Origin of the sequence: Microcoleus sp. D3_18_C2 (assembly GCF_036702395.1) — a bacterium.
Lineage (GTDB): Bacteria > Cyanobacteriota > Cyanobacteriia > Cyanobacteriales > Microcoleaceae > Microcoleus.
In genome coordinates this window covers 36148-53232 of the sequence record NZ_JAUBTG010000014.1, presented here as the reverse complement: position 1 = coordinate 53232, position 17085 = coordinate 36148, and the positions used below count along the sequence as shown (strand labels likewise).

At 48.4% G+C, this 17085-nt stretch carries 3 protein-coding genes; all 3 read left to right on the top strand.

Annotation, left to right across the window (positions count from 1 at the left end):
* Positions 1 to 43 precede the first annotated feature (43 nt).
* The 3 genes from QUA88_RS11585 to QUA88_RS11575 all read left to right on the top strand — a co-directional run bounded on the left by QUA88_RS11585 (position 44) and on the right by QUA88_RS11575 (position 16961).
* Positions 44 to 8746, top strand: a complete 8703-nt coding sequence (locus tag QUA88_RS11585) for an amino acid adenylation domain-containing protein (RefSeq protein ID WP_333271796.1) — start codon at positions 44 to 46, stop codon at positions 8744 to 8746.
* Between the two features lie 252 nt (positions 8747 to 8998).
* On the top strand, positions 8999 to 13687 hold the full coding sequence (locus QUA88_RS11580; RefSeq protein WP_333271793.1) for an amino acid adenylation domain-containing protein: 4689 nt from the start codon (positions 8999 to 9001) through the stop codon (positions 13685 to 13687).
* 1 nt (position 13688) lies between these two features.
* On the top strand, positions 13689 to 16961 hold the full coding sequence (locus tag QUA88_RS11575) for an amino acid adenylation domain-containing protein (protein WP_333271789.1): 3273 nt from the start codon (positions 13689 to 13691) through the stop codon (positions 16959 to 16961).
* Positions 16962 to 17085: the final 124 nt, after the last annotated feature.

Sequence of the window (17085 nt, the reverse complement as noted above, 5' to 3'; positions counted from 1 at the left end):
GGTTGGCGTACTGCAAACAAGATTTATTAGGTAAAAAGAATCGATGAGTGACGCAAGAATTGAGGGAAACCAACTCACCGAAAGTTGTACGAATTTAGTAGAACTCCTGCAAAATAGGGCATTACACCAACCAGAGCAGAAATATACATTTCTGTTAGACGGAAAAACTGAAACCGCCAGTTTGACTTATCGAGAGTTAGATGCGATCGCCCGATCGCACGCCGTGCGACTTCAGACATTGGGGCTCAGTGGCGAACGAGCCTTACTGCTTTTCCCGCCAGGATTGGACTATCTCGCCGCCTTTTTTGGATGCTTGTACGCCAAAGTGATCGCGGTTCCCCTCTATCCACCGAAGCTGAAACGGAATTTAGCGAAAATTAGTGCGATCGCCCTAGATGCAGGAGCAACAGTTGCGATCGCACCCGCGCGACACCTGGAAAATTTAGAACAGCTATGCGAACAAGCGCCGGAACTCAAAGGGCTGCGCTGGCTGAGTGCAGAGGCGCTTTCGGATGACGGCGAAAAGTGGAAGCAGCCACCCATCCATCCCGACGAAGTAGCTTATCTTCAGTACACTTCCGGCTCAACCTCCACCCCCAAAGGCGTAATGGTGAGCCACGCCAACGTTTTGTACAACATCGAATACATTCACCGAGGCTTCGATCACGATGCCGAAAGCGTTGCCGTAACGTGGCTTCCCCCCTTTCACGACATGGGGTTAATTGACGGATTGCTCAAACCTTTGTATCTGGGAATTCCCTCTTACTTCATGCCGCCAGCGGCGTTTATTCAGAACCCGATGTGCTGGTTGGAAGCGATTTCGCGTTACAAAGCTACCCACAGCGGCGGGCCAAATTTTGCTTACGACTTGTGTGCTAGCAAAATCAGCAAAATGTTGCTAGCACAATTTGAGGATGATTATTGTGGGGTAGGCGTCGGGCCTGCTGTGAAAATACACCGGACGGGCGGGACGCCCATCCCACAAAACAATCAAAATCATCCCGCTATTATGCAGCGCGAAATTTTGGGCGATGGCCAAAAAATGCTCGACTTGAGTAGTTGGCGCGTGGCCTATAACGGTGCAGAACCCATCCACAAAGAAACCCTAGAGCGATTTACCAAAGCTTTTGAGCCCTGCGGTTTTCAGGCCGATGCCTTTTGTCCTGCTTACGGAATGGCAGAAACTACGCTAAAAATTGCCACGGTTCGCAGCGGGACAACACCGACTTTCTTACCTGTTGACGCTGGGGCGCTGGAAAATAATCACATTGTAGAAGTTGTCGAAGGCGAGGGGGGCGCGAGAACTTTAGTCGGCTGCGGTTTCCCTGAATTTGGCACTAAAGTTGCGATCGTCAATCCCGAAACTCTGACACAATGTCAGCCGCAACAAGTCGGAGAAATTTGGGTAGCTGGCGAAACAGTGGCGCGAGGCTATTGGAATCGCCCAGAAGAGACAGAAAAAACCTTTCAAGCATATCTTTCAGATACCAGCGAAGGGCCATTTTTGCGAACAGGAGATTTAGGCTTTTTACGCGATCGAGAACTGTTTATTACAGGGCGACTCAAAGATTTAATTATCATCCGAGGTCGCAATCTTTACCCCCAAGATATAGAAAGAACAGCAGAACGCAGCCATCCCAGTTTGCGGCCGGGGGCGATCGCGGCATTCTCGGTGGAAGTCGCAGGCGAAGAACAGCTCGTTATCGTGCCAGAATTACAATCTCGCAAAGCGCCGGATAATGCCGAGGAAATTATCAGCGCCATCCGCGAACGCATTGCTCAAGAATATGAAGTGCAAGTTTATGGAGTAGTGCTGATTAAGCCCGGAAGCATTCCGAAAACGACCAGCGGTAAAATTCAACGTCGCGCCGCCTATGCTGACTTTCTAGCTGACAATTTGGAAGTTGTTGCCAGTAGCATTTTAGAGCTAGCTGATTCGGTAGAAATCGACAATCAACTAACGCGAGAAATTCTGCTGACAGCCGAGTTAGAAGAACGGCAGCCGCTGCTTGAGGCTTACCTTTGGCAGCAGGTAAACCGCCGGGTAATGAATTCCCCGGCTAATAGCCAAAGTCGGCTAAAGCCGACTGAAATCGATCGCCCACTCAGTAGCTTTGGACTAGATTCTTTAAGAATTTTTGAGTTAAAAAATCAGATAGAGAGCGACTTTGGCGTTACTGTATCGGTTGCCGATTTGTTTGAAGATAGGAGCATTGCTCGACTAGCAGTGCAAATTCTAGAGCAACTGACAGGAAATACCAAAGCAGTCGTCCCAAGGCCAGTTTCTCGCCTACAAAATATTCCCCTGTCTTTTGCCCAAGAGCGCTTGTGGTTCTTCGACCAATTGGAACCCGGAAACCCGTTTTATAACCTCTGCGGTGCAGTTCAGATCACAGGGCAACTTAATGCAGAAGCACTTAGGAAAAGTATTGAGAAAATTATCGAGCGACACGAGATTTTAAGAACTGCGTTTGCTGGTGTTGAAAAAGAACAGATACAAGTTATTTTTGATGCGAAAAGTTTCCCATTACCGCTGATAGATTTGAGCCATTGCTCCCCTGCGAAACGCGAGAAAAAAGCGCAAAAAATGTCGGCGGAAGAAGCACAATTGCCCTTTGATTTAACTCAAACTAATCTGATCCGTGCCAAACTTCTACGTTTATCTGAAACAGAACATACCCTGCTTTTATCTGCCCACCATATCATTTTTGATGGATGGTCTTTGGGCGTATTTTTACGGGAATTAGCGGCATTTTATGAAGAATTTACTAATAAGAGTTTAGCCGATATTCCACCTCTGCCAATTCAGTATGCAGACTTTGCAACTTGGCAGCGCCAACAAATGCAGGGAGAAATATTAGAAACTCAACTTACTTACTGGAAGCAGCAGTTAAGTGGCAGCGCAGCGGTGCTAAATTTACCAACAGACTTTTCTCGTCCCGCTGTTCAAAGTTACAAGGGAGGTCGGCAATTATTTGAATTGCCAGAGCACTTAACCGAGGCAATTAGGCAATTGAGTCGCCGCGAAAAAACTACTTTCTTTATGACATTGCTGGCGGCATTCAAAACACTGCTTTACCGCTACACGGGCCAAGAAGATATCCTCGTCGGTTCACCAATTGCCAGCCGCAACAGCAGCGAAACCGAATCATTAATTGGATTTTTTGTCAATACTTTAGTTTTGCGGACTGACTTAAATGGAAATCCCACTTTTCGAGAGTTGCTGAGTCGAGTGCGAGAGGTTGCATTAGGCGCTTACGCGCATCAAGATGTACCGTTTGAGAAGTTGGTAGAAGAATTGCAGCCGAATCGAGATTTAAGTCACTCGCCGTTATTTCAGGTGATGTTTGCCTTTCAAAATGCCTCCGAATTCGCCTTAGAATTGCCCGGTTTAAGCCTGAACTGCCAACAGATTCACAGCGGCACAGCCAATTTCGATTTAACCTTGGAATTAGAAGCCACAGCAACGGATATTAGAGGCTGGTTTGAATACAGCTTAGACTTATTTGAATCGGCTACAATTGCGCGAATGGCAGGACACTTTCAGAACTTATTAGAAGGCATCGTGGCGAATCCCTCCGCGCGTCTATCAGATTTGCCCCTGCTTGCAGAAACAGAACGCCAGCAACTTCTATTTGAGTGGAATAACACTGGGATAAATTACTCCCAAAATGAGTGCGTTCACCGTTTGTTTGAAGCGCAGGCTGCGAAAACACCTGATGCGGTTGCGGTGCGGTTTGAATGCCAAAGTTTGACTTACCAAGAATTAAATATTCGCGCGAATCAACTTGCCCATTATTTGCACTCCTTCGGCGTAAAACCCGATGCGATCGTCGGCATTTATATGGAGCGATCGCTCGATGCGATCGTCGGGATTTTAGGCGTATTAAAAGCAGGCGGCGCTTATTTGCCCCTCGATCCCATCTATGCTAAAGAACGCCTTATTTTCATGTTAGAAGACGCTGGCGTTCAGGTACTGCTAACACAAGCAGAATTAAAAGCAGAAACGCCAGCCCAAAATAATATCTCTGTGATTTGCTTGGATGCAGAATGGCAGACGATCGCTCAACAAAACAAGTCAAATCCTGAAAGCGCCGTTTTGCCAGAAAACCTAGCTTATATCATATATACATCCGGGTCTACCGGCAAGCCAAAAGGAGTGATGGTGCAGCATCAATCTTTGGCGAATTATACCCAAGCTGCAAGTGTCGAATATGGCATCGAACCAGGCGATCGCATTCTCCAATTCGCTTCCCTCAGCTTCGACGCCAGCGCCGAAGAAATCTATCCCTGTTTAACGCGAGGCGCAACATTGGTACTGCGCGGAAATTCCATGTTAGACAGCATTTCTTCCTTCCTGAAAAAATGCCGGGAATGGCAAATCACCGTCTTAGATTTACCAACCGCTTACTGGCGCGAATTAACCGCCAGACTCAGCACCGAAAAAGCAGAATTTCCCCCATCAGTGCGCTTGACAATCATTGGCGGAGAAACCGCACTTTCAGCATCCCTGAATCAGTGGCAAAAATGCGTATCAGAAAAAGTGCGGCTAGTCAATACTTACGGCCCCACAGAAACAACCATTGTCGCCACGTGGTGCGACACTCTCCCCTCTGCGCCCTCTGCGCCCTCTGCGGTTAAAAACTCCCCAAAAACCTTGCCGATCGGACGCCCAATTCCAAATGCCCGCACCTATGTACTCGATGCTAACTTGCAACCAGTTCCGATCGCAGTCCCCGGCGAACTATATATCGGAGGTGCGGGCGTTTCCAGAGGCTATCTCAACCGTTCAGAGTTGAATCGAGAAAAATTTATTCCCGATCCTTTTAGCAGCAAACAAGGCGTTCGCCTTTACAAAACAGGCGATTTAGTCCGCTATCTCCCCGACGGCAATTTAGAATTTCTCGATCGCACAGATCGCCAAGTAAAAATTCGCGGTTTCCGCATAGAGTTAGGAGAAATCGAATCCACACTCAGCCAACATCCAGACGTGCAAGAAGCAGTCATTCTCGCACGTGACGAAGATTCAGGCGGAAAGCGTTTAGTTGCTTACCTCGTTTTAAACTCAGCACTCAGCATTGGCAACTCCGCACTGATTAAAAATCTGCGCTCTTTTCTCCGGGAACAACTGCCAGATTATATGGTTCCTGCCAGTTTTGTGTTTTTAGAAGCCATGCCATTAACGCCAAACGGCAAGGTAGATTTCAAAGCTTTTCCCGCACCGGAAACCAACAGTTTAGATGCAGATTTTATCGCTCCTGAGACTTTAGAAGAACAAGTATTAGCGGAGATTTGGGCTGAGGTTCTGGGTTTAAAACAGGTGGGAATTAATGACAATTTCTTTGAGTTGGGAGGTCACTCTTTGCTGGCAACTCAACTGATTGCCAAGGTGCGCGATCGCTTTCAAGTCGAGCTATCGTTGCGCTGCTTGTTTCAATCCCCCACAGTCGCTAGTCTAGCAGCGACGATCGCGGAAACTAAAAGCGAGCCAGATCGACAACCTATTAAATTACTGCCGACAATCGCCCCCGATCCTCAAAATCGCTACAAACCATTTCCGCTCAATGAAATGCAGCAGGCTTACTGGATCGGGAGAAATAGCTTCTTTGAAATGGGCAATGTGGCCATTCACGGCTATGTAGAAATTGAAAGCGACTCGTTAGATTTAGAGCGGTTTAGCCTCGCGTGGCAGCGAGTTGTACAGCGTCACGATATGCTGCGGGCGATCGTACTTCCGAATGGACAGCAGCAAATTCTGGAAAACGTACCCGCTTATAAAATTGAGGTTTTGGATTTGCGATCGATCGATCCAGAGGTTGCGGGCGAAAAACTCGAAGCAATTCGCGATCGCCTTTCCCACCAAGTGCTACCGCTCGATCGCTGGCCGCTGTTCGAGATTTGCGCTTCGCAAATAAACAATCGCCGCATCCGGCTCCACATCAGCATTGACGCCTTGTGCATAGACGGCTGGAGTTTTCAAATTTTGTTTGGCGATTTGGTAAAGTTTTACCGCAATCCCCATAGTGCGATCGCGCCCTTGCAACTGTCTTTTCGCGATTGCGTGTTAGCCGCGATTGCCTTAGAAAACTCCCCATTTTACCAGCAATCCTTAGATTACTGGCGCACTCGCCTCAAAACCCTGCCACCAGCACCGGAATTGCCCCTCGCCAAACACCCGAATTCCTTAACGCAGCCGCGATTTAAACGCTGGAGCGATCGCTTAGACTTGCAAACCTGGCAGCGCCTCAAAACGCGCACAGCTCGCGCCAGCCTCACTCCTACGGGCTTATTGCTGGCCGCCTATGCGGAGGTTCTGTCTCTGTGGAGCAAAACGCCTCGGTTTACCCTCAACGTGCCGCGCTTTAATCGGTTGCCTTTGCATTCTCAAGTTGAGGAAATTATCGGAGAATTTGCGTCATTTACTCTGCTAGAAATAGATAACTCAAAGCAAGAAAGTTTTGAAGTACGAGCCAAGCGATTGCAAGAACAACTTTGGCAAGATTTAGAACACCAATATGTCAGCGGCGTGCGCGTTTTGCGAGAACTCGCTCAAGCGCAAGGTACAACTGCAGCGCTGATGCCAGTCGTGTTTACGATCGATCCGCAAAACGCGCCTGGGGAAGATTCCTCTATCTTTTCTCTGATTCAAGAATTGGGAGAATTGGTGCACATTATTGGTCAAACTCCGCAAGTTTGGATCGACGCGCAATTTACCGAAACCGCTGAGGGGATGTCTTTTAGCTGGGATGCGGTGGAAGAACTTTTCCCGCCAGGGATGATTGACGATATGTTTGATGCCTATTGCCGCCTATTGCAAAGCCTCGCCAATGAAGAGGAAACTTGGCATAAAACGGTGCAGTTTCAGCAAGCCTTTACTAACACCATTGAGGCACCGATTCCCGATGGATTGCTGCACGAATTGTTTGCTGAGAAAGTCGCGTCGCGATCGCACGAACCAGCCATCATTACGCGCGATCGTACCCTCACCTACGAGGAACTCTATCGGCGATCGAATCAAGTCGGTCATCGCTTGCGAAATCTCGGAGTTCGCCCTAATCAATTGGTTGCCGTCGTCATGGAGAAAGGATGGGAGCAAATAGTCGCTGTCCTGGGAATTCTAGCCTCTGGAGCCGCTTATTTGCCTATCGATGCGGCGCTACCAAAAGAGCGGATTTGGTATTTGCTGGAAAATGGTGAAGTTGAGATTGTTTTGACGCAATCTCAGTTAAATCAGCGATTGGAATGGCCGGAAAATGTGCGGCGAATTTGTCTTGATACTGAGGAATTAGCAACAGAAAGCGGCGAAGCTTTGGAATCAGTGCAGGAAGCGGAAGATTTAGCGTATGTGATTTATACTTCCGGATCAACTGGCTTGCCGAAAGGCGTGGCGATCGCCCATCGCGGTGCAGTCAATGCGATCGCTCAGACCAACCAAGTGTTTAATGTGGCCGAGTGCGATCGCGCGATCTCCGTCACCGCACTGCACCACGATATGTCGGTTTACGATATCTTCGGCATCCTAGCAGCCGGAGGAGCGATCGTCATTCCCGATGCCGCCCAACGGCTAGACCCCGCTCACTGGGCGCAATTGATGGTAAAAGAGCGCGTCACCATTTGGAACTCGGTTCCCCCGATGATGGAAATGCTGCTCGATTACGCTGGCGGACGTTCTGAAGTGTTGCCAGAGTGCTTGCGCTGGGCGTTTCTCGGCGGAGATTGGATTCCAGTCACACTGCCTCAGAGGTTAAGGGCGATCGTCCGTGAATGTCGCGTTGTCAGCGTTGGCGGGCCAACCGAAACTACCCTTTGGAACATCTGGTATCCGGTAGAAACTGTTGACCCTTCTTGGAAAAGCATTCCCTACGGATCGCCGATCGCCAATACACGCTATTACATTTTGAATGAAAGGCTCGAAGACTGTCCCGTCTGGGTTGCCGGCGAGATGTGCTGTGCCGGAGTTGGACTGACAAAAGGATACTGGCGGAATGAAGAAAAAACCCGCGCCAGTTGCCTCACGCACCCCGTCACGGGCGATCGCTTGTACCGAACGGGAGATTTAGGGCGCTTCCTCCCTGACGGCAATATCGAATTTTTAGGGCGAGAAGATTTCCGCCTTAAAATTCGAGGATTCCGCATCGAACCAGGAGAAATTGAAGCTGCTTTGAACGAGTACCCAGCAGTGAAAGCATCCATTGTCACCGCCTTCGGAGAAAATCACAGTCAAAAGCGCTTAGTAGCATATATCGTTCCCCAACAAAACGCGGTCCCTGCGGTTGAAGAATTGCGCCAATTCCTGAGTGAAAAACTGCCAGATTATATGGTGCCGTCTGCATTTATAATTCTGGACGCGCTGCCGCTTTCGGCGAACGGCAAAGTTAACCGCAAGGCACTGCCTGAACCGGATGCCGCAATTCCCGAAGCAAAGATTTTTGTCGCACCGCGCACCCCTATTGAGGCAATGTTAGCGAGAATTTGCTGTGAGGTTCTCTGTATCGAACACTTAAGCATTACCGACAACTTTTTTGAACTAGGAGGAAATTCGCTGCTGGCAATTCAATTAGCAGCAAAGGTACGAGAATCTTGTCAGATAGAATTGCCTTTGTGCGATATTTTTGCAGGACGATCGCTCGCCGTACTTGCCGAAAATATTAATGATGCCAAAAACAAAAATGTGGTCGTTGAAGAACCCGCGATCGCGCCTGTTTCGCGATCGGCGTACCGGAGGTCACTATCCTCTTTGCAATAAGTGATGAGTCGCGGGCGATCGGCAGATCGCCCATAAGTAATCCCCAATTATCGGCTGCAATCCTCTATTCCCAATTGCCAATTCCCAATTATCAGTTACCAATCCCATGACCGAGAATTTCTTGATGGTACAAGCCCCCTGATTTATCCGTGGAATCAATCGAAAATCTAAAATCTCAAATCCTCAAGAAAGAGACTCGATCCGTGCGGTCAATCCAAAATCTAAAATCTAAAATCTAAAATCTAAAATCCCATGACGGTGCATTTTTCCGAAAAACCTCCAACAGATACTCGCGACTCTGCGAATGCTTCCGAAGAAGAAGTATTTGCATTTCCCACCTCTTTTGCCCAGCAAAGACTGTGGTTTATTGACCAATTTGAACCGGGAAACCCTTTTTACAACCTTCCGGCGGCTGTGTTACTAAAAGGCAGGCTAAATGTAGTAGTTCTCGAACGAAGTTTCAAGGAAATTGTGCGCCGTCACGAAGCTTTGCGAACAACATTTGCCACTGTAGACGGTCAACCTGTGCAGGTGGTTGGTCAGAAATTTAATTTCGGGCTGCAAGTTTTAGACTTGCAAAAATTGGCGGAAACTGAGCGAGAAGAAAAAGTAAAACAACTGGCTGCAGAAGAAGCTAGCAAACCTTTTGATTTAACCAAAGGGCCGCTGTTGCGAGCTAGTTTGCTACAGTTAGAGGCTGAGGAATATGTGTTGCTGCTGACGCTACACCACATTATTTTTGATGGCTGGTCAATCGGAGTCTTTCTGCAAGAATTAGCAGCACTTTACGAAGCGTTTTTGATTGGCAAACCATCCCCACTTCCCGAACTTTCCATACAGTACGCCGATTTTGCTATTTGGCAGCGGGAATGGCTTGCGGGCGATCGCCTGCAAACTCAACTTAACTACTGGAAAAAGCAACTCAGCGGCGCTCCCCCCTTGCTGGAATTGCCAGCCGATCGCCCTCGTCCCCCCGCGCAAACCTATCGGGGCGCGAAAGAATCATTCCTCATCCCCAGAACGCTAGCGTCAGCCCTCAAAAAGCTCAGCCGCCAGGAAAATGTCACCCTGTTTATGACGCTGCTAGCAGCCTTTAAAACGTTGCTCTATCGCTATACAGGACAGGCAGATATCCCCGTTGGCTCTCCCATCGCCAACCGCAACCGAGCGGAAATTCAAGGGCTAATCGGGTTTTTTGTCAATACTTTGGTATTGCGAACTGATTTGTCAGGCGATCGCACTTTTCGGCAGTTGCTCGATCGCATTCGGGAGGTGAGTTTAGAAGCTTATGCTCACCAGGATTTGCCGTTTGAGAAACTGGTTGAAGAGTTGCAACCCGATCGCAATTTGAGCTACAATCCTCTGTTCCAAGTTGCTTTTGTTTTGCAAACTGCACCTGTTGCTGCGGAATCAATAGCCGGACTAAATCTCACTCTTTTAGATGTTGAGAATCAGACAGCAAAAGTAGACTTAACGCTGTATTTAGAAGAAAAGCAGGAAGAAATTAGCGGTCAGTTTGAATACAGCACCGATTTATTTGATGCGGTAACAATTAGGCGGATGGCGGGGCATTTTCTCACGTTGCTGGAGGGCATAGCTGCCAACCCAGATCGGCGGATTGAAGAGCTACCGTTGCTGGGGAAAAAAGAGCGGCATCAGTTATTAGTAGAGTGGAATGACACCCGCGCCGATTATTCGAGCGATCGCTGCATTCATCAATTATTTGAAGCGCAGGTCGATCGAACTCCCGATGCCATTGCAGTCGTATTTGAAGAGCAAAAACTCACCTACCGCGAACTGAATGAACGAGCGAACCAACTCGCGCATTACCTGCAAAAACTCGGCGTTAAACCCGAAGTTTTGGTGGGAATTTGTGTCGAGCGATCGCTTGATACGATCGTCGGTATTCTCGGAATTTTAAAAGCCGGGGGCGCTTACGTTCCGATCGATCCAGCCAACCCTCGCGATCGCCTTGCTTTTATACTCGAAGACGCGCAGGTAAATGTGCTGCTGACTGAGGAAAAGTTGTTGCAAACCCTTCCCAAATGCAGCGCCAAAATCCTTTGCCTCGATGCGGATAAAAGTGCTTTCTCCCAACACAGCAAAGAAAATCCCGCCAGCGGCACCACTGCCGAAAATCTCGCCTATATCATCTACACTTCTGGCTCAACTGGCATCCCCAAAGGCGTTTTAGTGCCTCACTCAAACGTCGTCCGCCTGTTTGCTGCTACCCAGTCGTGGTACAACTTCAACGAGCAAGATGTGTGGACGCTGTTTCACTCTTATGCTTTTGACTTCTCAGTCTGGGAAATTTGGGGCGCTTTACTCTACGGCGGGCGACTCGCGATCGTCCCTTATTCAGTCAGCCGATCGCCCCAAGATTTTTACAGCTTGCTATGCAAAGAACGAGTCACAGTTCTCAACCAAACTCCTTCTGCATTTTACCAGTTGATAAAGACAGAAGAATCTGTCGGAATTGGCGAAGATTTAAGCCTGCGCTTAGTAATTTTTGGGGGGGAAGCTTTAGACTTGCAAAGCTTAAAACCTTGGTTCGACCGGCACGGCGATCGGCATCCCCAACTTGTCAATATGTATGGCATTACAGAAACAACTGTCCACGTCACGTATCGGCCCCTGACTGCCGCTGATTTAAGTAAAAATGCCAGCCTTATTGGCCGGCCAATTCCTGACTTGCAAGTTTACCTGCTCGATCGCAACTCCCAACCCGTTCCGATCGGCATCCCTGGGGAAATTTACGTTGGTGGTGCTGGCGTCGCGCGGGGCTATCTCAATCAGCCAGAATTAACTGCCGATCGGTTTATTTCAAACCCATTTAATGACAGTTTGAAAGCGCGGTTGTACAAATCGGGAGACTTAGCTCGCTATCTGCCAAATGGCGATATTGAATACTTGGGACGAATTGACCACCAAGTAAAAGTGCGCGGTTTCCGCATCGAATTAGGAGAAATTGAAGCAGCGCTAGGACAGCATCCAGATGTCGCCCAGGCTGTGGTTGTAGTGCGAGAAGATGTACCGGGCGATAAGCGCTTGGTAGCTTATATCATTGCTAACTCAACAGCACAAAATAAGCCTTCAATACTGATTCACGAACTGCGCTGCCTTCTGAAAGAAAAATTGCCGGAATACATGGTGCCTGCTGCTTTCGTGACGCTGGAGGCGCTGCCTTTAACAAACAACGGTAAAGTCGATCGCCAAGCACTACCTGCACCGGATCGCGATCGGCCAGAACTCGAAGAGGCATTCGCCGCGCCAAGCACGGGTATTGAGAAAATTTTGGCAGAAATTTGGGCGCAAGTATTGGGGTTAGAACAAGTGGGAATTGACGACAATTTCTTTGAATTGGGCGGCGATTCTATCCTCAGCATTCAAGTCATTTCTAAAGCCAATCAAGCCGGGTTGCGGCTCACTCCAAAACAACTGTTTCAACACCAAACCATTGCACAGTTAGCAGCCGTCGCCGATACAGATGGAACCCAACAATCGGAACAGGGATTAATCATTGGCGAAGTGCCTCTGACACCGATTCAGCACTGGTTTTTTGAACAAAATCTCTCCGATCCGCACCACTGGAATCAGGCGGTGCTTTTAGAGTTGTGGCAACCTCTCGAACCTGCATTAATTGAGTCCGTTTTGCAAGAATTGCTGAAGCACCACGACGCGCTGCGCCTGCGTTTTGTGCGAGGAGAATCTGGCTGGCAGCAGGAACTCGCCCATCCCGACGAGGTTGCGACCTTTACCTGCATTGATTTGTCGTCGCTACCTCCAGAAGAACGAGAAGCCGCTTTCCAAACCGCCGCCACTCAGTTGCAAGCCAGTTTGAATTTGTCAGAGGGGCCATTACTTCGCGCTGCCCTATTTGACTTCGGCAAACATCAGCCAAATTGCTTGTTATTGGCCATTCATCACTTAGCGGTTGATGGGGTTTCGTGGCGAATTTTAATTGAGGATTTCCAGACGGCTTATGGGCAAATTAGCCGCGGCGAAACAGTCGCGCTCCCGCCCAAAACAACCTCATTTAAGCAGTGGGCAGAACGCTTGCATGAGTGGGCGCGATCGCCCGAATTGCAGGGAGAGTTCGATTACTGGCTCGCCCTTTCTCACCAACCAACTTCTCGCTTGCCGGTGGATTTCCCAACCGCAGCTAATTTAGTTGCATCTGAAAAGACAGTATCCGTTGCTTTGAGTGTTGAAGAAACAAAACTGCTCTTACAAGAAGTACCTGCCGCTTACCGCACTCAAATTAATGATGTATTGCTAACTGCTTTAGGTCAAGCATTTGAACGCTGGACTGGCAATAACTCACTTTTACTTGACTTAGAAGGTCACGGGCGCGAAGATATATTTGAGGGAGTAGATTTGTCGCGCACAATCGGCTGGTTCACATCTGTTTTTCCCGTCCTGTTGAATTTAAAAAAACCTGCCGATCTAGGAGCAGCAATTAAATCAGTGAAAGAGCAATTACGCGCCGTGCCTAATCGCGGCGTTGGTTGCGGTGTCCTAGAATATTTAAACCCAGAAAATGTAAAGAATTTGCACAAATTGCCGCAAGCTGAGGTAAGCTTTAACTATCTCGGACAGTTTGACCAAGTGCTGCCGAAATCTTCATTATTTATGCTGTCATCCGAGCCTGTTGGCCCCCTTCGCAGCCCGCGCGGAAATCGGCGTTACCTGCTGGAAATTAACGGATTTGTTGCCAGCAACAAGCTGCAATTAGATTGGACGTACAGCGAAAGCATTCACCGACGAGAAAGCATTGAAAATTTGGCAACGGGCTTTATAGAATCGCTGCGATCGCTAATTCAATACTGTCAGTCCCCCGACGCCGGTGGCTGCACTCCTTCTGACTTTGCAGAGTTTAAGTGGAGCCAGTGGAACCAGGACGATTTAGACAACATTACCGCAATTTTGGCAGAGCTTTAATATGACCAAAGGCAATATCGAAGATTTTTATCCCCTCTCCCCAGCGCAGCAGGGCATTCTCTTTCATTCCCTTTACCAGCCAGAATCGGGCGTATATTTCGGGCAACTGCTGTGCGTCTTGCGCGGCGATCTCAATGTTTCTGCGTTGAGAAATAGTTGGCAAAAAGTTGTAGAGCGACATCCCATTTTGCGGACTTGTTTCCTGTGGGAAAAATTGAAAGAACCCGTGCAAGCGGTGCGTAAGCAGGCTGCATTATCTTGGCAGCAGATGGACTGGCGATCGCTCTCGGCCTCCGAACAACAACAGCAGCTAGAAACGTTCCTAAAAGCCGATCGCGAGCAGGGCTTTGACTTGAAATCAGCTCCCTTGATTCGCATTACACTGGCGCAGTTAGAAACAGATAGTTTTCAGTTTATTTTGAGCCACCACCACTTGGTTTTAGATGGGTGGTCGCTGGCGATCGTGCTTGAGGAAGTTTTTGCATTTTATCAAGCCTTCTCCCAGGGCGAGGAATTGCACCTCAAACGCCCTCGCCCTTATCGGGATTACATCGCGTGGCTGCACCAGCAAGATTTATCTGCGGCGGAGTCATTTTGGCGGCAAACTCTCAAAGGTTTTGCAGCTCCAACTGCGATCGGCCGGGGCAATATTGTCGCGGGAAACCGTTTAGAAAGTAGTGGCGAACAGCAGGTGATATTTTCTGCAACAGCCACCGCCGCACTGCAATCTGCCGCGCGACAGCATCAGCTAACATTAAATACCCTCGTACAGGCAGCTTGGGCGCTACTTTTGAGCCGATACAGCGGCGAGGAAGATGTGGTTTTTGGTACGGTTGTCTCCGGGCGACCGCCAGAGTTAATGGGTGCTGAATCGGTAGTGGGGCTGTTCGTAAATCCTCTGCCAGTGCGCGTAAAAATTGACCCACAGGATTCTATTTTATCCTGCTTGAAAGAACTCCAAGCGCAACAAGTTGAGGCGCGACAATATGAGTACAGCCCCCTCGTTGAGGTGCAGGGGTGGAGCGAAGTTCCTCGGAGTTTACCTCTATTTGAGAGTTTTGTCGTTTTTGAAAATTATCCTTCGGATGCTTCTTTGCAGGAGAAGATTCAAAACTTAAAAGTAGAGAATATTCGCTCCTGGGAAACAACGAATTATCCTCTAACCGTGATGGCAATGCCCGGTGCCCAATTGACGCTAAAAATTGGTTACAGTAGCAGCCTCTTTGAAGACGCTGCTATCGCGCGAATGCTCGGACACCTGCACACTTTACTGGAGGAAATGACTGCCAATCCTGAGCGGAAACTGTCAGAATTGTCCCTATTGAGCGCCGCCGAACGCCAGCAATTACTTGTCCCGTGGAACGACACCCAAGCGGATTATCCCAGAAATTCCTCAATTCACGAATTATTTGCCGCGCAAACAGAGCGAACCCCAGATGCAGTGGCTGCAATTTGCGAAAATGAACAATTGACTTACCGCGAATTGAATGCCAAAGCCAATCAAATCGCGCATTACCTGCAATCTCTAGGCGTAAAACCCGAAGTTTTGGTGGGAATTTGCTTAGAGCGATCGCTGTCGATGCTGGTGGCCATTTTGGGCATTTTAAAAGTCGGTGCCGCTTACGTTCCTCTCGATCCTGCTTATCCCCAAGAACGCCGATCGTTCATGCTGGCCGACGCAAAAGTTCCGGTGCTTTTGACTCAAAAAAACCTCCTAGAAACCCTCCCCGAACACAGCGCTAAAGTCGTCTGTATCGACGCCGAATGGCAGGAAATTTGCCGCGAGATCGATCGCAACCCCGCTGTTAAAGTGGAAGCTGAAAACCTCGCTTACGTCCTCTACACTTCCGGCTCGACAGGCACTCCCAAAGGCGTACTCGGCACCCACCGAGGCACAGTCAATCGCTGTTTTTGGAACCCCTACCCTTTTATCGAATCTGATATTTGCTGTCAAAAAACGTCCTTAAATTTTGTCGATTCGGTTTGGGAAATCTTTGCTCCTTTGCTGCATGGGTTGCCCACTGTCATTATTCGCGATCGCTCCGTCAAAGATATTAACCAATTCCTTCAAACCTTATCAAAGCAAAAAGTAACCCGACTGGTACTGGTTCCTTCTTTGTTGCGCGCTATCTTAGATGCTTTCCCTGATTTAGACAGGCGTTTGCCTCAATTAAAGTATTGGATTTGCAGCGGAGAAACTCTGCCGATCGAACTTTGCCAGCAATTTCGAGAGCAGATGCCCCAGCGGGTATTAATCAATCTTTATGGCTCTTCTGAAGTAGCTGCGGACGTGACGTGGTACGATGCAACTCACTGTGTCGAAAAAGTGCCAATTGGTCGCCCGATCGCCAACACGCAAATTTATCTGCTCGATCGCAATTTGCAACCCGTTCCGATAGGAGTTCCCGGCGAGATTTACGTCGGGGGCGATGGATTGGCAAAAGGCTACTTAAACCGCCCCGACTTAACCTCGGAAAAATTCATTTCTAACCCGTTTGGGCAAGAAAAATTAGATTTTGTCGGTAATTATCATCAAAAACTTTTGTTCAAAACAGGCGATATCGGTTGTTACCTGCCGGATGGTAATATAGAATTTCTGGGTCGGGGCGATTCCCAAGTAAAAATTCGCGGTTTCCGCATCGAACTCGGAGAAATAGAGGCAGCACTTTCTCAACATTATTCTGTGTCCACCGCTGCTGTTTTGCTTCAGGAAAATGCACCGGGCAGTCAACGCCTAGTCGCTTACCTAGTTCCTAACTCAGGGTTCAGAAATCAGCACCCAGAACTTATTTCCGAACTGCGTTCATTCTTGAAGCAAAAACTGCCCGATTACATGGTGCCTTCAGCTTTTATGCTATTAGATGCGCTGCCACTAACGCCCAACGGAAAAATTGACCGTCTCGCCTTATCTCAAAGGTGCGATTACGTTTCTGATGAAACAGCATTCACTGAGCCAAAAACGCCCACAGAGAAAGAAATTGCTGAGATTTGGACTGCTATTTTAGGGATAGAAAAAGTAGGAATTAACCAAAACTTTTTTGACCTCGGCGGTCACTCTCTGATGGCAACACAGTTAATATCGCGAGTGCGATCGTGCTTTGGGGTAGAGTTAGCACTGTGCGATTTTTTTGCTGCTCCCACCATTCAGAATTTAGCTGAACTAATCGAGGAAGAAATTCTGGCAAACGCCGATGCTAACCAGATAGATGAATTGCTCGATCTCTTAGAAAAAGTGGATGAAGAGTCAGCACAAACTGTGATGGTGGCTGAGTAAATATCGGGTGGGTCAAAAAACACAAAAAGCCCTTTGCTCCTTAAGGGTTCGGTGGGTAATTGGAGATTTAAAAATCCCATTTAATATCCATTCCGGTTGTATCGGAATGATTAAACCGCAGAGG

Bases quoted from the DNA above. Each gene is read 5' to 3' on its own strand.
- QUA88_RS11585 (WP_333271796.1), top strand. From the start codon at position 44: ATGAGTGACGCAAGAATTGAGGGAAACCAACTCACCGAAAGTTGTACG.
- QUA88_RS11580 (WP_333271793.1), top strand. From the start codon at position 8,999: ATGACGGTGCATTTTTCCGAAAAACCTCCAACAGATACTCGCGACTCT.
- QUA88_RS11575 (WP_333271789.1), top strand. From the start codon at position 13,689: ATGACCAAAGGCAATATCGAAGATTTTTATCCCCTCTCCCCAGCGCAG.